The sequence below is a fragment of the Actinomadura craniellae genome (assembly GCF_003289645.1).
In the GTDB taxonomy this organism is placed as follows: Bacteria; Actinomycetota; Actinomycetes; order Streptosporangiales; family Streptosporangiaceae; genus Actinomadura_D; species Actinomadura_D craniellae.
In genome coordinates this window covers 1-19262 of the sequence record NZ_QLYX01000021.1, presented here as the reverse complement: position 1 = coordinate 19262, position 19262 = coordinate 1, and the positions used below count along the sequence as shown (strand labels likewise).

Below are 19262 nucleotides of genomic sequence, written 5' to 3'. Positions count from 1 at the left end.
CAAGTCGCCCGGGCGGGTAGGTTCTGCGGTGGGATGTCATCGCCTGGGAGGTGCGGATGGCCACTGCGGAGGCCGATGTCGGCGTCATCGCCGAGGGCGGCGGAGAACCGGCGATCGTGGTCGACGGTCTGGAGAAGCGGTTCGGTACGGTCGAGGCCGTCAGCGGCATCGGGTTCACCGTGGCGCCGGGGGAGACCTTCGGTTTCCTGGGGCCCAACGGGGCCGGCAAGTCCACCACGATCAACATGCTCTGCACGTTGCTGCGGCCGTCCGGAGGTACCGCCCGGGTGGCCGGCCATGACGTGGTCGCCGAACGCGACGACGTGCGGCGCAACATCGGCCTGGTGTTCCAGGACCCGACCCTGGACGGGTACCTCACCGGCGAACAGAACCTGCGCTTCCACGCCGAACTGTACGGGGTGCCGCGCTCGGTGACCGCCGACCGGATCCGGCAGGTGCTGGAGATGGTCGCGCTGTGGGACCGGCGCGGCGACCGGGTCGAGACCTACTCGGGCGGTATGCGGCGCCGGCTGGAGATCGCCCGGGGGCTGCTGCACTCGCCCCGGGTGCTGTTCCTGGACGAGCCCACGGTGGGCCTTGATCCGCAGACCCGCGCGTCGATCTGGGAGTACATCGACCGGCTCAAACGCGCCGAGCAGATCACGATCTTCATGACCACGCACTACATGGAGGAAGCCGAGTACTGCGACCGCATTGCGATCATGGACTCGGGCCGGATCGTGGCGCTCGACACCCCGGCGGCGCTGAAGGCCGAGGTGGGCGAGGACCGGGTCCGGATCCAGACCGGGGACGACAAGGCGGCGCTCGCGGCGCTGCGTGACCGGTTCGGCATCGAGGCCGCGTTGCACGAGGGTGTGGTGACGTTCTCGGTGCCGGCCGGTGAGGAGTTCGTCCCCCGGCTGTTCGCGGAGCTGGGGGTGGCGATCAGCTCGGTGAGCGTGTCACGGCCCTCGCTGGACGACGTGTTCATGGCCTACACCGGCACGACGATCCGTGACGCGGAGGGCTCGGCGAACGACTGGATGAAGTTGGCCGCAAGGGGGCGTCGATGACTGCGACCGTCGGGATCCGGGTGCCGCAGCGGAGCGCGCGGCACGACCTGCGGGCCGTGAAGATCGTTCTGCACCGGGAACTGCTGCGGTTCCGTCGCGACCGGATGCGGATGGTGACCGGGCTGATCCAGCCGCTGCTGTTCCTGCTGGTGCTCGGCACGGGCCTGTCCTCGCTGATGCCCGGTACGGGCGCGGCCGACCTGAAGACCTTCATCTTCCCCGGGGTCTGCGCCATGTCGGTGATGTTCACCGCGATGTTCTCGGCCGGGTCGATCGTCTGGGACCGCGAGTTCGGTTTCCTGCGGGAGATGTTGGTGGCGCCGGTGAGTCGCGGCGCCATCGTGGTCGGCAAGTGCCTGTCCGGGGCGCTGGTGGCGACCCTGCAAGGGGTGGCGATGCTGGCGCTGGCCGGGTTGGTGGGCGTCCCCTACGACCCCGTCCTGATGCTGGGCCTGCTCGGCATGATGTTCCTCGGCGCGCTGGCGCTCACCGGGTTCGGCGTGATGCTGGCCGCGCGGATCAAGACGATGCAGGCCTTCTTCGGCCTGATGCAGATGTCGCTCACCCCGATGATGTTCCTGTCCGGGGCGCTGTATCCGCTGTCCGGGCTGCCGAGCTGGTTGAGCACGATCACCCTGCTCAACCCGCTGACCTACATTGTCGACCCGATGCGCCAGGCGGTGTTCTCCCACGTCAGCGCCGACCCGGCGGTGGAACGCGCCTTCAACCCGGGGGTGCACTGGGGCGACTGGCACGTCCCGGTCCCGCTGCAACTGGGCATAGTCGTCGCACTGGCCGCAGTGATGATCGGAGTCGCGATCCTGGAGTTCCGCCGCGGCGAGTGACACCGCCCACCGCGTTCCGAACTCCCGGGCCACGGCGCCCGGAAGGCGGAGATCGGCGCGGTCAGTCGGTGCGGACGGCCTGGGTGCCGGCCTGGACCGTGTCCGGTTCGCTCTCGGCGGGCAGCCATGCCTCGGCCCAGGAGGAGATCTCCCGAACGACCGCTTCCAGGGCGCGCCCCTTGTCCGTGAGGCGGTACTCGATGGTCACGGGGGTGGTCGGGAGGACGACGCGTTCGACGACGCCTTCACGCTCGAAGCCCTTGAGCCGCTCCGAGAGCAGCTTGTCGGTGATGTCGGGGATGGCGTTGCTGATCTGCCGGAAGCGCGTGGCTCCCCGGAGCAGCTCACGCAGGATCACTCCGGACCATCGACGGCCGATCATCTCAACGGTCCGGTGGTAGCGGGGGCAGAAGTCAGGCTCGTACGCGGACACGTCGACAGCTTACCAATAGATAGCGACTTGCCCATGGAGAGAAGGTGTGCTAGTTCTAGCAGTGAACTTTCTAAAAGAAAGTCGCTAACCTAACGTCTCCAGGGGGTAGTCATGACCACCAGCAGCGCTCTGCAGGACCTGCCCGACAGCGCCATCACCAGCCTGTTCAGCCGCGAGGACATCGCACTCCTGCTCATCGACCACCAGCCTCAGATGATCTTCGGGGCTCGCAGCGCCGACCCGCAGACCCTGGTGAACAACGTGACCGCCCTCGCCAAACTGGCCAAGGTGTTCGACCTCCCCACCGTGCTCACCTCCATCGCCGCCGAGACCTTCTCCGGCCCGGTGATCCCGGAGATCACACGTGCCCTCCCGGGCGTCGAGGTCATCGACCGCTCCTACATCAACGCATGGCAGGACGGAGCCTTCCGGGCCGCGGTCGAGGCCACCGGCCGGCGCCGCCTGCTCATGGCCGGCCTGTGGACCGAGGTCTGCCTGACCTTCCCGGCCCTGTCCGCGACCGAGGCGGGTTACGAGGTCTTCGCCGTCATCGACGCCTCCGCCGGCTCCAGCACCGCCGCCCACGACGCCGCGATCGTACGGATGTCCCAACAGGGCGTCATCCCCGTCAGCACGGCGAGCGTGCTGTCCGAACTGCAGCGCGACTGGGCCCGCACGGACACCTACGACGCCGTCAACGACATCGTCAGCGACCACATGGGCGCCTGGGGCCAGGGCGTCAACTACGTCCGCGCGGGATTCACCAAGAAGTGACCCCCTCTCCCGTCATCGGTCTGCTCGACGGGCGTTCCACGCGCCGAGACGAACAACGCTGCCCGCCCCCAAGCGAAACGGGACGAACGAGATCGTCGCCGATGCGCAGCGAGGCGGTTCGGGAGCGGCGCCCGCGCCGTCTGGACTGAGGAGTGGTGAAGATCGTGAGGTACGAGCGATCTTCACCGCGACGAGGGAAGACGGCGCGCCGAAGGCGCCGCGACAAGCGCGAGGAACGAGCGCCAAGCAAACACAGCCTATACAGCGAAGTCCAGGAGGGACATCGCGTTGCTGGGGTGGCGGAGTTTCGACAGCGACTCCTTCTCCAGCTGGCGGATCCGTTCCCTGGTCAGCCCCAGGTGCTTGCCGATCTCGTCCAGGGTGCGTGGGGTGCCGTCGTAGAGCCCGAACCGCATCGCCATGATCTTCTCCTCGCGGGGGGAGAGCACGCTGAGTGTGCGGCGCAGCTGGTCGGCCATCAGTTGCCGGTCGACCAGTTCGCCGGCCTCCGGGCTGTCGATGTCCTCGATCAGGTCGCCGATGCGGGTCTCCCCGTCCTCTCCGATGGTGGAGTCGAGGCTGATCGGCTGGCGGCTGGTGCGCAGCAGCTCACGGACCTGCTCGGGGCTCTTGTCGAGCTCCACGGCCAGCTCTTCGGGGGTGGGCTCGCGGCCCAGCCGCTGGTGGATGTCGCGCTCGACCCGGCTCAGCTTGCTGAGCATCTCCAGCACGTGGACCGGTAGCCGGATGGTGCGGGCCGAGTCGGCGAAGCCGCGCTGGATGGCCTGCCGGATCCACCACATCGCGTAGGTGGAGAACTTGTAGCCCTTGGTGTAGTCGAACTTCTCCACCGCGCGGATCAGGCCGAGGTTGCCCTCTTGGACGACGTCGAGGAGGGACAGCCCGCGGTCGGAGTACTTCTTGGCGACGGAGACGACGAGGCGGAGGTTGGCTTCGAGCATGTGCGCCTTGGCCACCTCGCCGTCGTGGGCGACCCACTCGAGCGCGGTGCGGTCGGCGGGGTCCATGCCGGCTTCGGTCTCCAGCTTGTGGGTGGCGTACAGGCCGGCCTCGATGCGCTTGGCCAGTTCCACTTCCTGCTCGGCGGTGAGCAGCTGCCGCCGCCCGATCGCCTTGAGGTAGGTGTGCACCGAGTCGCCCATGACGGTCGACTGGTCGTCGAGGTCGGTCTGCGCTTCGATTTCGACGTCGTCGGCGTCGAGGATCTCTCCGTCTTCGGGGCCGTCCGCGTGCTCCGGGGGAGTGGCGGGCTGCACGCTCTTGATGGCGGTGTTGCGCCGGCCGTTCCTGGTCCGGGCGGTGCGCCGGGGGGCCTCGTCGTCGGAGGAGACGTCGACGCCGGCCTCGGCGAGCTGACGGAGCAGGGTGCGGCCGTGGGCGGGGCTGATCCCCGCGGTCTCGAACGCCGAGCGGACCTCGTCGAGGGTGAGGTGGCCCTGGGCGTGGGCCCGGGCCAGGAGCTGGTCGAGGGGCCGGCCGAGGGGCGCGTTCGACTCCATGGACGGGGTCCCTACTGCGGTTCGCGGCATGAAGACGCCCCCCTCCCTTCGGTGTTTTGAGAACGTCGCGGATGGTCTGTCTGCCTGCGTACGTGTATTAAGCGAAACGTCACGCATTGGGTGCCTTGTTCCCAGAGTGGGTAAAACTCCAGGCCAGCGGGTGACCTCCTGCCGGTCATGGGGTACACGGCGCTCGCTTTACTGTGTACAGGCCATCGGTGTGAGACAAGATCCCGACTCAGGTACCCAAGATCCAGCCCCTCGCACACCGGGCCTCCCGGCGAACGGATTTCACTTACTATGTAAAGGTCACGGGTGTTTCGGTTCCACAGACCGCAACCGCTCTCGATCCGGTTTCCCCGAAGCCAGCAACGGGATCTCGGCGACCAGATCCAGCTCCCGCGGGGCCGCGTGCGGCGGCATGGACTCGCGGACCCAGGCCCGCAGCCCGGCCAGGGACGGCGCGTCATGCGCGGGCACCACGACCGCGGTGACCCGCTCGCCCCACTCGGCGTCGGGCCGGCCGACCACCACGACGTCCTTGACCGAGGGGTGCCGCGACAGCACCGCGGCGACCTCGCCCGCCACGACCTTCTCCCCGCCGGTGTTGATCACGTCGTCGATCCGGCCGCGCACCCGCAACTGGCCGCCGGACAGTTCGCCGAGGTCCTGGGTGACGAACCACTCGCCGTCCCGCGCCGCGGCGGTCGCCGCCGGGTCCAGCCGGTAGCCGGCGTACAGCACGGGGCCGGCCAGCCGGATCCGCCCGTCCGCACCGACCTCGGCCCGGACCCCGTCCAGCGGGACGCCGTCGTAGACGCACCCGCCGCAGGTCTCGCTCATCCCGTAGGTGGTGAACACCCGGCCGCCGCGCTCGCGGGCCGCGGCCAGCAGGCCGGCGGGCGCCGCGGCCCCGCCGAGCAGGATGCTCCCGTACCGCGCCAGGTCGGTACCGGCGTCCATCAGCCGGCGCAACTGGGTCGGTACCACCGAGAGGTGGCGGGCCTCGGCGGCGGCCACCGCGGCGGCGTCGAAGCGCGCGTGGATCACCGGGTCGGTCCCGGCCGTCAGGGACCGGACGAGCACCTGGATCCCGGCGATGTGGGAGGTCGGCAGGCAGCACAGCCAGCGGTCCCCGGGCCCGGCGCCGATCCGCGTCAGGGTGGCCCGGGCGGAGTGCCGCAGCGCGGCGGCGCCCAGTTCGACGATCTTGGGGGTGCCGGTGGAGCCGGAAGTGGCGATCAGCACGGCGGTGCCGTCGGCCGCCGGGATCCCGCCGGGCCGGGCCCGCACCCCCGCCGCGGTCTCGACCGCGTCCGGGGCGAGCGCGGCCAGCAGCGGGGCCAGCGTCGCGCCGGGCAGGTCCGGGGCCAGCGGGCAGATGGCGGGGCCGGTGCCGTCCAGCGCGGTGCGCAGCGCCTCGTACAGGCGTGGTCCGGGGGGCAGCAGCAGGGCGTGGACGGGGCGGCTCATGGCGCGATCAAGCATAGGGCTCCGCCCCGGGGTCCCGGGCGGCTCCGGCAGGCGGTTGAATGGCGGGGCCGGAAGGAGAGGGGCCACATGGTTTCGGAACTGTTCGACGCGGACGCGTGGAAGGAAGTCGAGGGTTTCGACTTCACCGACATCACCTACCACCGGGCGGTGGACCAGGGGACGGTGCGGGTCGCGTTCAACCGGCCGGAGGTGCGCAACGCGTTCCGGCCGCACACGGTCGATGAGCTGTACCGGGCGCTGGATCACGCCCGGATGAGCAGCGACGTGGGCTGCGTGCTGCTGACCGGCAACGGGCCGTCCCCGCGGGACGGCGGGTGGGCGTTCTGCTCCGGCGGCGACCAGCGGATCCGGGGGCGGGACGGCTACCGGTACGCCGAGGGGGAGACCGCGGAGACCATCGACCCGGCGCGCTCGGGGCGGCTGCACATCCTGGAGGTGCAGCGGCTGATCCGGTTCATGCCGAAGGTGGTGATCTGTGTGGTGCCGGGCTGGGCGGCCGGCGGCGGGCACAGCCTGCACGTGGTGTCGGATCTCACCCTGGCGAGCCGGGAGCACGCGAGGTTCAAGCAGACCGACGCGGACGTGGGGAGCTTCGACGGCGGTTTCGGCTCGGCGTACCTGGCCCGCCAGGTCGGGCAGAAGTTCGCGCGCGAGATCTTCTTCCTGGGCGAGGAGTACGACGCCGAGGCCGCGCACCGGATGGGCATGGTCAACGCGGTGGTGCCGCACGCCGAGCTGGAGCGGGTCGCGCTGGAGTGGGGCCGGAAGATCAACGGTAAGAGCCCGACGGCGCAGCGGATGCTGAAGTTCGCCTTCAACCTCATCGACGACGGTCTGGTCGGTCAGCAGGTGTTCGCGGGGGAGACCACCCGGCTGGCCTACATGACGGACGAGGCCGCCGAGGGGCGGGATTCGTTCCTGGAGAAGCGCGCGCCCGACTGGTCGCCTTTTCCCTGGTATTACTAAGCCCTGGACAGGGGTGTTCGACGACGGAGGGGCATACCGAGTGCGGGTCTATTCCATCCCGATGCGCACGCGTTTCCGCGGCATCACGACCCGGGAGGGCATGCTCCTGCACGGTCCGGCCGGCTGGGGCGAGTTCTCGCCGTTCGCCGAGTACGGGCCCGCCGAGTCGGCCCGCTGGCTGGCGGCCGCCCGGGAGGCGGCCGAGGAGGGCTGGCCCGCTCCGGTGCGCGACCGGATCCCGGTCAACGTCACGGTTCCCGCGGTCGGCCCGGTCCGGGCACGTGAGCTGGTCGAGGAGTCCGGTTGCCGGACGGCGAAGGTGAAGGTCGCCGAGCCCGGTCAGGGCGAGGCCGACGACCTGGCCCGGGTGGAGGCGGTACGGGACGCGCTGGGCCCGGCGGGCCGCATCCGCGTCGACGTCAACGGCGGCTGGGACCCTGACCGCGCGGTGCGCATGATCCGCCTGCTCGACCGGTTCGACCTGGAGTACGTGGAGCAGCCGTGCGCCACGCTGGAGGAGCTGGCGCTGGTGCGCCGGCGGGTGGATGTGCCGGTCGCCGCCGACGAGTCGATCAGGCGGGCCGAGGATCCGTTGCGGGTGCGCGCGGCGGAGGCAGCGGACGTGGCGGTGCTGAAGGTGCAGCCGCTGGGCGGGGTGCGGGCGGCGCTGCGGGTGGCCGAGGCCTGCGGGCTGCCGGTGGTGGTGTCCAGCGCGGTGGAGACCTCGGTGGGGTTGGCTGCCGGGCTGGCCCTGGCGGCGGCGCTGCCGGCGCTGCCGTACGCCTGCGGGCTGGCCACGCTGTCCCTGCTGGAGGGCGATGTGGTGACGGATCCGCTGCGGCCGGTGGCCGGGGAGATCCCGGTGCGCCGGCCCGAGGTGGACGAGGCGGCGCTGCGGCGGTACGAGGTCGATGGCGCCGGCGGCGCGGGCTGGCGCGACCGGCTGGCCGCCGCGCGGGTCGAGCTGGACGGGGTGCCGGGGCGGGTGGTCTCGTGAACCCGGCCACCGCGCTGGCCGCGGTTCTGGTCGACGAGTTGTTGCGGTGCGGCATGGCCGAGGTGGTGCTGGCGCCCGGTTCCCGGTCGGCGCCGCTGGCGCTGGCGCTGTACGACGCCGCCACGGCCGGGCGGGTCCGGTTGCATGTGCGCATCGACGAGCGGTCGGCGTCCTTCCTGGCGCTGGGGCTGGCCAAGCGGTCGGGCCGGCCGGTCGCGCTGGTGTGCACGTCCGGGACGGCCGCGGCCAATTTCCATCCGGCGGTGATCGAGGCGCACGAGTCGGGTGTCCCGCTGCTGGTGCTGACGGCCGACCGCCCGCCGGAGCTGCGCGGCACCGGGGCCAACCAGACGATCGACCAGATCAAGCTGTACGGGTCGGCCGTCCGGTGGAGTTGTGAGGTGGGTGCTCCGGAGGAGCGGCCGGGGATGGTCGCGTACTGGCGGTCGCTGGGCAGCCGGGCGTGGTCGCTGGCGCTGGCGCCCGATCCGGGCCCGGTGCACCTGAACCTGGCGTTCCGCGAGCCGCTGGTCCCGGACGGGGACGAGACGTGGTGCGAGCCGCTGGAGGGCACCGCCGCCAAGGCGTGGACGCGGGTGCGGTCGGCCACTCCGGGGTCGGTGCTGCACGTGCCGCCGACCCGGCGCGGGGTGCTGGTCGTCGGTGACGGCGCGGTCAACGTGCAGCGGTACGTCGCGGCGGCGTCGATGGCGGGCTGGCCGGTGCTGTCGGAGCCCAACGGGAACGCCCGGTACGGCGACCACGCGCTGTCGTCGTATCACTTCCTGCTGGGGGTGCCGGAGTTCGCCGGGGCGCACCGGCCGGAGGTGGTGGTGACGCTCGGGAAGCCGGGGCTGTCGCGGTCGTTGCTGGCGTTGCTGGGGGGCGCGCAGGAGCACATCGTGGTGGCGCCGGCGCTGGCGCGCTGGCCCGATCCGATGCGGTCGGCCACCCAGGTGGCGCAGGAGGTGGAGATCCCGGTGGTCTCCGGCGACGACGCCTGGTTGAAGTCGTGGCAGGCTGCGGATCTGGCGGCGGGGGAGGCGGTCGACGCGGTGCTCGACGCGGCTGCGGAGGTCACCGAGCCGCGGTTGGCGCGGGATCTGGCGGCGATGCTGCCGGGCGGTTCGTTGTTGCTGGCCGCGGCGAGCATGCCGATCCGGGATCTGGACCAGACGATGCGGCCGCGGCGCGGGATCCGGGTGATGGCCAGCCGGGGGGCGAGCGGGATCGACGGGCTGGTGTCCACGGCGATCGGCGCCGCGCTGGCGCACGGCGGCCGGTCGTATGCGTTGCTGGGGGATCTGGCGTTCCTGCATGACCAGAACGGGCTGATCCTGGGCCCGGGGGACGCTCGTCCGGACCTGGCGATCGTGGTGGTCAACAACGCGGGTGGCGGTATCTTCTCGCTGCTCCCGCAGGCGGCAGAGGCCGGCCCGTTCGAGCGGGTCTTCGGTACCCCGCATGCGGTGGACCTGGCGCATGTGGCGGCGGCGCACGGGGTGCCGTACACGTCGCTGGAGCAGGCGGCCGACCTGCCGAAGGCGATCGTGGGGGAGGGTCTGCGCCTGGTGGAGGCGCGGACCGACCGGGCGGAGAACGCCGCCGTGCACGCCCGGATGCGCGAGGCGGCGCAGGCCGCGGTGCTGGAGACGCTGGACCGCTGAGGCGAGAACCTCCTCGCCCCAGCGGCCGTTCAACCTTCAATTTACAATGTAAAGGTGCCGGGCGTTACGCCAAGAAAACCTCCCCGCAAACCCAGAACCTCAACAAGGGAAGGATCTCAGTCCAGCAGCCGGGAGCGGAGGGCCGCCGTGTCGTTGTCGGTCCAGCCGTGCTGGTCGAGCCAGGTCAGGGTGCCGCCATGGCGTTCTTCGACCGTGCTGAGGAACTTCTCCATGGTGTGCGCGTGCGGGCGGTGGCTGTCGGGTGGGCGGGAGTCGAGGTCGGTGCGGTAGGTGTCGCTGGAGCGCAGCCGGGCGAGGACGGCTTCGAGCCGGTCACCGGTCTGTACGTAGTCGGCGACGATTTCCTCCCGCCGTACGCCGGCCACGTCGAGGGCCAGGGCGCAGACCACGCCGGTGCGGTCCTTGCCGGCGGCGCAGTGCACCAGGGCGGCTCCGTCGGTGCGGGCCATCACGCGTAGGGCGCCGAGGATGGAGTCGGCCCGGTCGCGCAGGTAGCCCAGGTAGTGGTTGATCGAGTAGTCGTGGCCGTCGCCCTTCTCGTCGCGGGCCTGCCAGGGGAGGACCCTGTCGATGTCGACGTCGGGGGTGTCGGCGGTGACGTCGGTGTAGAGGCCGCCTTCGGCGAAGAGGGAGAGGTGGTGGACGGTCACGTCGGGGATCTGGGTGAGCGGGCCGGGGCCTTCCAGGTCGACTTCGGCGTGGCTGCGGAGGTCGATGACGTTTTTGAGCTGGAAGTCGTCGCGCAGCAGTCTGATGTCGGTGTGGGTGAGGTCTTGGAGGTTGTCGGAGCGTAGGACCCGGCCGTGCCGGGTGGTTCGTCCGTCCGTTGTGGTCAGGCCGCCGAGGTCACGGACGTTGACGGCGCCGTCGAGTGCGATCCACCGTGTCTGCTCGTTCATCGTTCTTGACGATATACGTCCGTGGTGTCCGGATCGTGACGTGGGGGTTCATGATCGGCGGTGGGGGTCAGCCTTCGAGGGCGTATTGCATGGGGCGGAATTTGGTCTGGGCTTCGGCGAGCTCGGCGGTGGGGTCGGAGTCGGCGACGATGCCGCAGCCGGCGAAGAGGCGGGCTCGGTTGCCGGTGAGTTCGGCGCAGCGTAGGGCGATGCCCCATTCGCCGTCGCCGCGGGCGTCGGTCCAGCCGACGGGGCCGGCGTAGCGGCCTCGGTCCATGACTTCGAGTTCGCGGATGAGGTCGAGGGCGGTGTTGGTGGGGGTGCCGCAGACGGCGGGGGTGGGGTGGAGGGCGGCGAGGACGTCGAGTGCGGAGCGTTGTTCGGCGAGGTGGCCGTGGACGGGGGAGGCCAGGTGCATGACGTTGGAGAGGGTGAGTAGGCGGGGGTCTGTGGGGATGTCGAGGTCGGTGCAGAGGGGGGTGAGGGCGTCGCGGACCATGTCGGCGGCGTAGGCGTGTTCTTCGCGGTCTTTGGCGGAGTTGAGTAGTTGGGTGGCGCGGTTTCGGTCGTCGGTGGGGTCGGTGCCGCGGGCGGTGGTGCCGGCGAGGACGAGGGAGTCGATGGTGTGGCCGGTGCGGCGGATGAGGAGTTCGGGGGTGGCGCCGATGAGTCCGTCGACGGCGAAGGTGTAGCAGCCGGGGAAGCGGGTGGCGAGTCGGCCGAGGGGGGTGCGGGCGTCGATGGGTTCGGTGGCGTGGGCGTAGAGGTCGCGGGCGAGGACGACTTTGCCGAGTCGGCCGGCGCGGATGTGGGTGACGGCTTGGGCGACGGCGCGGGCCCAGGCGGGGGCGGTGAGGGTGCCGTCGCTCCAGCCGGTGATGGTGGGTGGGAGGGGTGGGTGGAGGAGGTTGAGGGTTTCGGGGGTGGCGCCGCGGGGGGTGATGCTGGTGTACCAGGCTTGTCCGTTGCGGCGGCCGAGGATGGCGGCGGGGACGATGAGGGTGGATTCGGCTTTGGGGTCGAAGCCGAAGGCGCCGAAGGCGACGGGGCCGGAGCCGGGGATGTGGAGGGGGTCGTCGATGTGGGCGGTGTCGAGGAGTTCGGCGAGCCGGTGGTTGGCGGCTGTGAAGCGGTCGTCTCCGCCGGGGATGGTGATGCGGGCGGCCTCGCCCCAGCCGACGATGCCTTCTCCGTGCCGGACCCAGGCCAGGGCGGTGGGTTGGGGGAGTCGGGAGAGGAGGTTGCCGGGGTCGGTGATGGGGACGGTGCGGACCACCAGGTGGTGGGGGGCATCCTCGGCGAGGTTCACGGGGCCAACTCTACGGGAGAGTTGAACCTGTTCAAACCGGGGGTGGTGGCGGGGCTGTGGTGGCGAGATAGACGAGGTCGGGTTCGCCTCGGGGGACGGGGATGGAGCGGGTGGTGACCTGGGTGAAGTGGGTGCGCAGCCGGTCGGTGAAGGCGGGGGCGGCGCCGGCGCTCCAGATGGCGAGTATTCCGCCGGGGGTGAGGCGGTCGCGGAGGGCGCGCAGCCCGGTGTCGTCGTAGAGGGCGGCGTTGGCGGTGGTGACGGTCCAGTGGGGGCCGTTGTCGATGTCGAGGCAGAGGGCGTCGTAGGTGCTGGTGGTGGTGTGCAGCCAGTCGAGCAGGTCGGCCTGGTGGATGTGGACGCGGGGGTCGTCGAGGGCGTTTTCGGAGTGGTGGCGCAGGTGGGTGCGGTGCCAGCCGATGACGGCGGGTTCTTTCTCGATGACGGTGACCGCGGTGGTGTGGGGTGAGCGGAGGGCGGCGGCGAGGGAGAACCCGACGCCGAGGCCGCCGATCGCCAGGTGGGCGGGGCGGTTGAGGAGGTCGAGGGCCGCGGTGACCAGGAGGCGTTCGGACTCGCCGTTGCGGGTGTCCATGAGGAAGACGCCGTTGCTGATGATTTCGTGGTGGGGGCCGGTGCGGCGCAGGATGAGTTCGCCGTTGGCGCCGGTGGTGTGTTCGAGGATCTGTGGGGGTGGGCTGTCCACCTCGACCACCCTAGCCGGGTGTGGTGGGCGGCCGGTGTGTTCCGTCCCGGGCACCGGGTGAGCTGAGTAACAATGGGCCACTATGCCACTTACCACGGGGAAGATCGCAGGAGCGCGGGCGGTTGCGTTGGCGGCGGCCACGGGGCTGGCGGTGGGGTGCATGCCCGCGGCCGGGGAGGCCGATCGGCGGGGGAGGGCCGATGCGCCGGTGGCGGGGGGTGGTCCGGCCGAGTGCACGGGGGTGCGGCCGCCGGGTGATTCGCCGGCTCGGCAGACGCGGGCGATGTGGATCGCGACGGTGGGCAATATCGACTGGCCGTCGCGCAAGGGTGTGTCGGTGGAGCGGCAGAAGGCCGATTACCGGAGGTTGCTGGACACTGCTCGGGCGTTGAACCTGAACGCGGTGTATGTGCAGGTGCGGCCGAACAGCGATGCGTTTTACAACTCGCCGTACGAGCCGTGGTCGCAGTGGATCACCGGGAAGCAGGGGCGTGATCCGGGTTATGACGTGTTGGACTTCTTCGTGCGGGAGGCGCATGCGCGGAACCTGGAGTTCCATGCTTGGTTCAACCCGTATCGGATCAGTCGTGACCCGGATCGGCGCAAGTTGCATCCCAAGAGTCCGGCGCGTCGGCATCCCGATTGGGTGCGTACTTATGGCGGGGGGTTGTGGTACGACCCGGGGTTGCCGCAGGTTCGCGAGTTGGTGACGAACGCGGTGATGGATGTGGTGCGCAAGTACGACATCGACGCGGTGCATTTCGATGACTATTTCTATCCCTATCCGGTGGCGGGCAAGGAGTTCCCGGATACGGCGACGTTCAAGGCGCATGGTCGGGGGTTGCGTCGTGCCGACTGGCGGCGCCGCAATGTGGATCTGCTGGTGGAGTCGTTGTCGGGGAAGATTCATGCGGCGAAGCCGTGGGTGCGGTTCGGGATCAGCCCGTTCGGGGTGTGGCGGAACAAGAGCGATGATCCGGCGGGTTCGGCGACCCGGGCGTTGGCCAGCTACGACGATGTGTACGCGGACACCCGCAAGTGGATTCGGCGGGGGTGGGTCGATTATGTGACGCCGCAGTTGTATTGGCCGATCGGGTTCGCTGTCGCCGACTATCGGGTGCTGGTGAAGTGGTGGGCCGATCAGGTGGCGGGCACCCGGGTGCAGTTGACGATCGGGCAGGCGGCGTATCAGGTGGGGGAGAAGGGGCCGTGGCGGAACCCGGCGGAGTTGTCGCGGCATCTGTCGTTGAACGCGGGGCATCCGGCGGTGCGGGGGGATGTCTATTTCAGCGCCAAGAACCTGGTGGGTAACCGGTTGGGGTTCGCGAGCCGGTTGCGTTCGGAGCATTATGCGCGGCCGGCGATTCCTCCGGTGGTGGCCGGCCGGGGTGGGCGGGCTCCGGCGTTGCCCGGGGCGGTGCGGGTGCGGGAGCAGGGGTCGTCGGTGCGGGTGCAGTGGCGTGGTTCTGCTCGGGCCGCGGTGTATGCGGTGTATCGGGTGCCGGGGCGGGGTGCCAGGTGCGGGCCGGTGGATCCTCGGCGGTTGTTGGTGACGGTGCGGGGGGCGACGGCGGTCACTGATCCGACGGCGCGGGTGGGGCAGACGTACACGTACTACGTGACGGCGCTGGACCGGTTGCATTACGAGAGCGGTCCGGCGTTGGGGGCGACGATTTCGGTGGGCGGCGGGTAGACCGGCCTTGTCCGGGGGATGACCATGGCACCCCATGGCACTCCGCGGCCGCGCCCAGGGCGGCCGCCCGACCCCCGGAGGTAGGTTCATGGCGCTGTCGATGGAGGAGCAGCGGATTCTCCTGCAGATCGAGACGCATCTGACCCAGGAGGACCCGCAGTTGGCGCGGCGGTTGTCGGCGCCGGTGGCGCAGCGGCGCGGCCGGTGGGTGGTGGTCGGGGCCGTTGTGGCGGTGGCCATGGTGGTGGCGGGCGTGGTGGCGTTGGTGTCTTGACGTCCTCTCCGTCCTGGAGGGCGGAGCACCGGCCCGTGTTGGGGTGTCGGTAAGACTCGTGCAACCAGGTACACCCGTTTGAGTTCGGCCAGGTCAGCGCTGCTCTATTGGTCGGTGGGGAGGCGTCCGACGGCGTCTTCGAGGTCGGCGTGGGTGGGCAAGGTGTAACGCCGGGTGGTATCGAGGCGGGCGTGGCCGAGTAGTTCGGCGACGACGACGATGTCGACGCCTGCGCGCAGCAGGTTGGTGGCGAGGGCGGAGGAAGGTCCGGACCCGGGAGCTGATGTGCGACGGCCAGCCCGCGCCGTCCTTTGGGGGTCATGCGCCCCAGCGGGAGTTGTGGGACACGTGTTCGAGAAGGGTCATGCCGCCGGGCTCGGAGCGTTCGCGCAGGAATGTGCCGGGGAGGCTGTAGGGGGCGCTGGCTTCGGGTGAGCGGGAGGCCTGGCGGATGATGTCGTCGACCAGCGCTGTCGCCATGTTCAGCCTTGCGTATCGGGCGTGCAGTGCTTGTCCCTGGGCGTCCGTCACGTAGTCGGCGCCCAGGCCGAAGTCCGCGCCGATGCCGTGGTGGGTGAGGTACACAAGGGCGCCACGCCGGTCGGCGATACCGCCGGAGGTGTGCAGGGCGATCGCCTCCCAGACCGCGTCGACCTGCTCGGGGCCGTAGCCCTGCAGGGCCAGGAACTCGGCCGCCATGTCGGCGCCCTCGACCTCGAAGCGCTGCTTGCCGGGCGCTGACGCGGAGGTGCCGAGGTCATGCAGGGCGCACGCGTGGAAGAGAAGGTCGGCGTCGAATTCGGAATGTGCCTTCATCCCTTCGTGGTTGGCCAGCAGGACCGCGAACACGTAGCTGCGGAAGCTGTGGTTGGCGACGGGCTCGCTCACGGACGAACGGACGAGTTCGACGGCGCTGCGGCCCGCGGGCGTGTCCGGCAGGTCCGGAACCAGGGTGTGATCGTTCATGGACCAACCGTAGGCACGGGCGGTATCCCAGCATCAGTGGCACTGGTGCCAATTCTCGATAGGATCGTGCCAGCGACATTCAGGCATGGAGAGATATGACGGCTGGCGCTCCCGGCGTCTCGGGCACGGGGCATCGCATCGTGGTGCTCGCTCTGGAAAACGTCCTCGCACTGGACATCGGGATCCCTTGCGGGGTGTTCGGGAGCTGGAAAGAAGGCCCGTACACGCTCACCGTGTGCGCCGAACGCCCAGGCCATGTTCCGGTGGACGGCGGTCCGGCGCTGCACGTCACCGAAGGCCTCGACGCTCTCGCCTCCGCTGACACCGTCATCGTCCCCGGATACCTGGAACCGGACCCGCCGTCCAGCGCGGTCACCAACGCGCTCGTGCGGGCAGCGGCGCGCGGGAGCCGCATGGTCTCGATCTGCACCGGCGCGTTCGCACTCGCCGCCGCCGGACTGCTCGACCACCGCCACGCCACCACGCACTGGCTCTACGCACCGGCGCTGGCCCGGCAGTATCCCGAGGTGAAGGTGCGGCCGGAGGAATTGTTCATCGACGACGGGCCGGTGCTGACCTCGGGCGGCGTCACCGCCGGTCTCGACCTCTGCCTGTATCTGGTCCGCCGCGACCACGGAGCCCGCCTGGCCAACGAGCTATCCCGCATGCTCGTGGCCGCACCGCACCGCACCGGCGGGCAAGCCCCGTACGTCGATCGTCCTGTGCGGCCGGACCCCTCCGAACTGCCGGCATCGCTCTACGAGTGGGCCCTGCGCAACCTGCACCGGCCGCTCACCGTCGACCAGCTGGCCGACCAGGCCGGCTTCTCCCGCAGAACTCTCATCCGCCGCTTCCACGCCGACACCGGCATGCCCCCCATGCGATGGCTCATCGACGCCAGGCTCGCCCGCGCCCGCGAACTCCTCGAATCCACCGACCTGACCGTCGAGGCCGTGGCCCGCTCGTGCGGCCTCGGCACCCCCGCCAACTTCCGCACCCTCTTCAGAACCCACGTGGGTCTTTCACCCGGCCGGTACCGCGACACCTTCGCCGGCAATCGCCTCGAACTGGCCCCGGTACTCGGGTCCGTGTCACCAGGGGCAAACTAGGGTGTCGTTGCTGGTCAGGGCCGCGCAGAACCGTCTCGCAGAACGTCGGACTTCTGGCAGGACTTCTGCGAATCGCGACCCGGGCGAACGTTCCCGTGCAAGACACCCCGCTGACCTCGCAAAACTGGTCATTTCTGCGAGCACACACAGTAATCGTGATCATTCAGGGCTGCTTTGCCCCTGGTGACACGGACCCGAGTACCGGGCCATCAAGAATGCTCACCACTACTTGCGGCTCGTTGTGCGGGGTTGGGGACCAGTGGAACCGTAGGTGGCGCTACCCGCCGGTAACGGGACAGGGCTTGCCAAGGGGACGCGTCGCGTTGATCGGTCTGGAACTACCGAGGCACCGGACATCCACCAGGCTGCCAGTGGCCCGCGGGCCTGCTATACCGTCGGCAGGTCGGTGAGGTCCAGGCGCCGGTCGGTGCGCAGCTGGATTTCGCCGTAGGGCGTCATGTTGGTGTGGAACAGCGGGGTGAGGCCGCGCCGGTCGGCGTCGGTGAGGACGTCCTCCCACTCCGGTAGCGCGAGGGTGTCCTGGATCATCAGGGTGTTGATACCGCTGACCTGGGAGAACTCAAACGGGTGTACCTGGTTGCACGAGTCTTACCGACACCCCGTGTTCTGGTAGCCGGTTCTTGGCCGGTGGGTGCGAGGTTGCTGCCGTGCCACCGATGCCTGCGGGATGTGAGTCGGCCCCGGCACGAGGGTTCGTGCCGGGGCCGTTGCTTGGGCCGGTGTGGTGGTCGCCTCACGGCGAAAGGCACAACACGGCTCCTGCCTGGGCCCGAGGCCCAGCGGTATTCCGCGAAGGCGATAGGTAGAGCCCGGGGGACACATGCCACACCGGCACCACCTACCTTAACCGCTTCGGGGTGGTGGCTATTCCGTGGGGTGTCGTGTCGGCCAGATCACTCTCACCCGGTGCACCCGTTCGGGTGGGGAGGCGTCCATTGGTTGAGGGAGTGTGCGGGCGCGCGGACAGGGGGTCGGTCGTGGGTGTGCGTCGGGCGGAGACAGGTGGGCAGCCGTGGGCCGGGGTGCGGCTCGGGGCGCGGGTCGCGGTGTGGGAGCTGGCGGCGGAGGTTCGGGCGGCGGCGCGGGCGCGGGCGTTGACCCGGCGGATTCTGCGCGAGTGGCGGGTGGCGGGTGCCGAGGACGTCGATGATGTGGTGCTCGTTGTGGATGAGTTGGTGACCAACGCGGTGACGCACGGGTGCGGGCCGGTGCGGTTGCGGCTGATGGTCGACGGGGGTGTGTTGGTGGGTGAGGTCGGTGACGGCAGCCCGGTGGGGCCGCGGCGCAGCGGTACCGATCCGGGTGGTCTGGATTGGGCCGAGGCCGGGCGGGGGCTGTTGCTGGTGGAGGCGCTGGTGGCCGAGTACGGGGTGCGGGTCGAGGGGGCGGGGAAGACGGTGTGGTTCTCTCGGGCGTTGGCGGGTGGCGGGCCCGCCGGGTGGTCAGCGGGGTGAGAGTTCGGCGGCGAGTCCGTCGAAGTCGGCGCCGGTGAGCAGGAGGCCTCCGGTGCTGCCGATGGCCTGGGTTTCGGCTGCGCGGCCGAGGTTGCGGGTGCAGGCGCGGTCGAGGTAGGTCTCGATGAGGCGGGCGTTGGTGAGCCGGCCTCGGCCGTGCAGGGTGGGCAGGTCGCGGGCGGTGACGTCCCAGGCGTCGGCGCTGAGGCGCAGTTGGCGTTCTTCGGCCAGCAGGCCGAGGAGGGCGGTGCGCAGCCGGGGGTCGGTCAGGTCGGGGAGGCGGACGGCGCGGAAGTCGGTGACGAGTTCGGGGGCGGCGGCTGACAGTTCGCTGATCCGGTCGCCGTCGCAGGTGGCGAGGAGGGCGGTGTCGCTGACTCCTTCGACGCGGGCCCGGTAGAGGGCGGTGGCGTAGGCGGGGCCGTGGGGGCCGTCCAGGATGAGGGAGTCCAGTCCTTCGAGGAGGAGGGCGTCGCCGGCGTAGCGGTCCAGGGTGGCGCGGAGGCCGTCGGGGCCGGTGGTGCGGAGTTCGTCGGCGTGCAGGCTGTGGACGCGTCCGCTGCTGACGTCGACGTCGGCGAGGGCGCGGGCGACCATGCGGGTGAGGCGGCGTTGCCCGGTGGAGGGAGCGCCGACGAGGAGGAGCGCGGGGACGGAGGCGCTGGAGACCTCTTGGCCGCGTAGGCTTTGCGCCCATTTGCCGCGTCGTCGTACTTCGGTGATGAGGCGTTCGACGTCGTCGGGCCCGCAGAGGAAGCGGATGCCGTAGGCCTCGACGAGGTGGGCTCCGACCTCGGGTACGGGTGCGGGCGGTGGGGGCGGGGGTGGGGGTGGCAGGACGTGCCCGCCGGCCAGTTGGGGTTGCGGGGTGGTTTCGGCCAGTGGCGGCCATGAGGGGCCGGGGGTGTCGGGGCCGGTGTGGTGCGGGGTGGGGCCGGGGGGTGGTGGGGGGGGGGGGGGGCGCGGGCCGGGGGGGGGGTGGGGGGGGGGTGGGGGGGCGCGCGGGGGGGGGGCGGGGGGGGGGGGGGGGGGGGGGGTGTT

19 protein-coding genes and 1 pseudogene are annotated in these 19262 nt (G+C 70.6%); 10 read left to right on the top strand and 10 right to left on the bottom strand.

Going from position 1 to position 19262, the window contains the following annotated elements; translation table 11 throughout:
- The first annotated feature begins 56 nt into the window (after positions 1 to 56).
- Positions 57 to 1073: an ATP-binding cassette domain-containing protein gene (locus DPM19_RS31785; protein WP_111871790.1), complete on the top strand. Its 1017-nt coding sequence runs from the start codon at positions 57 to 59 to the stop codon at positions 1071 to 1073.
- The gene (locus tag DPM19_RS31780; RefSeq protein ID WP_111871789.1) at positions 1070 to 1918 is read left to right on the top strand and encodes an ABC transporter permease; all 849 of its coding nucleotides are present in this window, start codon (positions 1070 to 1072) and stop codon (positions 1916 to 1918) included. Before DPM19_RS31785 ends, DPM19_RS31780 begins: the two co-directional genes overlap by 4 nt.
- Positions 1919 to 1979: 61 nt before the next feature.
- Here DPM19_RS31780 and DPM19_RS31775 read toward each other — a convergent pair whose 3' ends face one another.
- The gene (locus tag DPM19_RS31775; protein WP_199485392.1) at positions 1980 to 2351 is read right to left on the bottom strand and encodes a winged helix-turn-helix transcriptional regulator; all 372 of its coding nucleotides are present in this window, start codon (positions 2349 to 2351) and stop codon (positions 1980 to 1982) included.
- Positions 2352 to 2462: 111 nt separating this feature from the next.
- On the opposite strand from DPM19_RS31775, the gene DPM19_RS31770 reads away from it, so the two are divergent.
- Positions 2463 to 3125 (top strand): hydrolase, encoded by a 663-nt coding sequence (locus DPM19_RS31770; RefSeq protein ID WP_111871787.1) that lies wholly within the window; start codon positions 2463 to 2465, stop codon positions 3123 to 3125.
- 257 nt (positions 3126 to 3382) lie between these two features.
- Here the strand turns inward: DPM19_RS31770 and DPM19_RS31765 are convergent, their stop codons facing one another.
- Positions 3383 to 4675 carry an RNA polymerase sigma factor gene (locus DPM19_RS31765; RefSeq protein WP_111871786.1) on the bottom strand — a complete coding sequence of 431 codons (1293 nt, stop codon included), beginning with the start codon at positions 4673 to 4675 and terminating at the stop codon, positions 3383 to 3385.
- Between the two features lie 279 nt (positions 4676 to 4954).
- Positions 4955 to 6118, bottom strand: coding sequence for an AMP-binding protein (locus DPM19_RS31760; protein ID WP_111871785.1), 1164 nt, complete (start codon positions 6116 to 6118; stop codon positions 4955 to 4957).
- Between the two features lie 87 nt (positions 6119 to 6205).
- Here DPM19_RS31760 and DPM19_RS31755 point away from each other — a divergent pair, with 87 nt between their 5' ends.
- From DPM19_RS31755 to menD, 3 genes are all read left to right on the top strand, one after another.
- The gene (locus DPM19_RS31755) at positions 6206 to 7105 is read left to right on the top strand and encodes a 1,4-dihydroxy-2-naphthoyl-CoA synthase (protein WP_111871784.1); all 900 of its coding nucleotides are present in this window, start codon (positions 6206 to 6208) and stop codon (positions 7103 to 7105) included.
- A 61-nt stretch (positions 7106 to 7166) separates the two neighbouring features.
- Positions 7167 to 8102, top strand: a complete 936-nt coding sequence (locus tag DPM19_RS31750; protein WP_233510998.1) for an o-succinylbenzoate synthase — start codon at positions 7167 to 7169, stop codon at positions 8100 to 8102.
- On the top strand, positions 8099 to 9769 hold the full coding sequence (menD, locus tag DPM19_RS31745; RefSeq protein WP_111871782.1) for a 2-succinyl-5-enolpyruvyl-6-hydroxy-3-cyclohexene-1-carboxylic-acid synthase: 1671 nt from the start codon (positions 8099 to 8101) through the stop codon (positions 9767 to 9769). Before DPM19_RS31750 ends, menD begins: the two co-directional genes overlap by 4 nt.
- Positions 9770 to 9885: 116 nt before the next feature.
- On the opposite strand, the gene DPM19_RS31740 is transcribed toward menD, so the two are convergent.
- From DPM19_RS31740 to DPM19_RS31730, 3 genes are all read right to left on the bottom strand, one after another.
- Complete coding sequence (locus tag DPM19_RS31740) at positions 9886 to 10689, bottom strand: tyrosine-protein phosphatase (protein WP_111871781.1); 804 nt, start codon at positions 10687 to 10689, stop codon at positions 9886 to 9888.
- A 67-nt stretch (positions 10690 to 10756) separates the two neighbouring features.
- Positions 10757 to 11998, bottom strand: a complete 1242-nt coding sequence (locus tag DPM19_RS31735) for an isochorismate synthase (RefSeq protein WP_111871780.1) — start codon at positions 11996 to 11998, stop codon at positions 10757 to 10759.
- Positions 11999 to 12029: 31 nt separating this feature from the next.
- Positions 12030 to 12704 carry a spermine/spermidine synthase domain-containing protein gene (locus DPM19_RS31730; protein ID WP_233510996.1) on the bottom strand — a complete coding sequence of 225 codons (675 nt, stop codon included), beginning with the start codon at positions 12702 to 12704 and terminating at the stop codon, positions 12030 to 12032.
- A gap of 283 nt (positions 12705 to 12987) precedes the next feature.
- On the opposite strand from DPM19_RS31730, the gene DPM19_RS31725 reads away from it, so the two are divergent.
- Both DPM19_RS31725 and DPM19_RS31720 read left to right on the top strand, forming a co-directional pair.
- Positions 12988 to 14397, top strand: a complete 1410-nt coding sequence (locus DPM19_RS31725) for a glycoside hydrolase family 10 protein (protein WP_233510994.1) — start codon at positions 12988 to 12990, stop codon at positions 14395 to 14397.
- A 34-nt stretch (positions 14398 to 14431) separates the two neighbouring features.
- A complete protein-coding gene (locus tag DPM19_RS31720; protein ID WP_233510992.1) occupies positions 14432 to 14671 on the top strand; it encodes a DUF3040 domain-containing protein in 240 nt (79 codons plus the stop codon).
- A gap of 104 nt (positions 14672 to 14775) precedes the next feature.
- On the opposite strand, the pseudogene DPM19_RS31715 reads toward DPM19_RS31720, so the two are convergent.
- Positions 14776 to 14916, bottom strand: a pseudogene (locus DPM19_RS31715) (tyrosine-type recombinase/integrase); the annotation flags it as partial.
- 73 nt (positions 14917 to 14989) lie between these two features.
- Positions 14990 to 15637 carry an HD domain-containing protein gene (locus DPM19_RS31710; protein WP_111871777.1) on the bottom strand — a complete coding sequence of 216 codons (648 nt, stop codon included), beginning with the start codon at positions 15635 to 15637 and terminating at the stop codon, positions 14990 to 14992.
- 95 nt (positions 15638 to 15732) lie between these two features.
- Between DPM19_RS31710 and DPM19_RS31705 the strand changes: the two genes are divergently transcribed.
- Positions 15733 to 16746 (top strand): GlxA family transcriptional regulator, encoded by a 1014-nt coding sequence (locus tag DPM19_RS31705; protein WP_111871776.1) that lies wholly within the window; start codon positions 15733 to 15735, stop codon positions 16744 to 16746.
- A 387-nt stretch (positions 16747 to 17133) separates the two neighbouring features.
- Here DPM19_RS31705 and DPM19_RS35565 read toward each other — a convergent pair whose 3' ends face one another.
- Positions 17134 to 17295 carry a hypothetical protein gene (locus DPM19_RS35565; RefSeq protein ID WP_158566962.1) on the bottom strand — a complete coding sequence of 54 codons (162 nt, stop codon included), beginning with the start codon at positions 17293 to 17295 and terminating at the stop codon, positions 17134 to 17136.
- A gap of 449 nt (positions 17296 to 17744) precedes the next feature.
- Here DPM19_RS35565 and DPM19_RS31700 point away from each other — a divergent pair, with 449 nt between their 5' ends.
- Positions 17745 to 18221, top strand: coding sequence for an ATP-binding protein (locus DPM19_RS31700; protein ID WP_158566961.1), 477 nt, complete (start codon positions 17745 to 17747; stop codon positions 18219 to 18221).
- Here the strand turns inward: DPM19_RS31700 and DPM19_RS35560 are convergent.
- The gene (locus DPM19_RS35560; protein ID WP_111871774.1) at positions 18210 to 18818 is read right to left on the bottom strand and encodes a hypothetical protein; all 609 of its coding nucleotides are present in this window, start codon (positions 18816 to 18818) and stop codon (positions 18210 to 18212) included. The genes DPM19_RS31700 and DPM19_RS35560 overlap by 12 nt on opposite strands.
- Between the last annotated feature and the right edge of the window lie 444 nt (positions 18819 to 19262).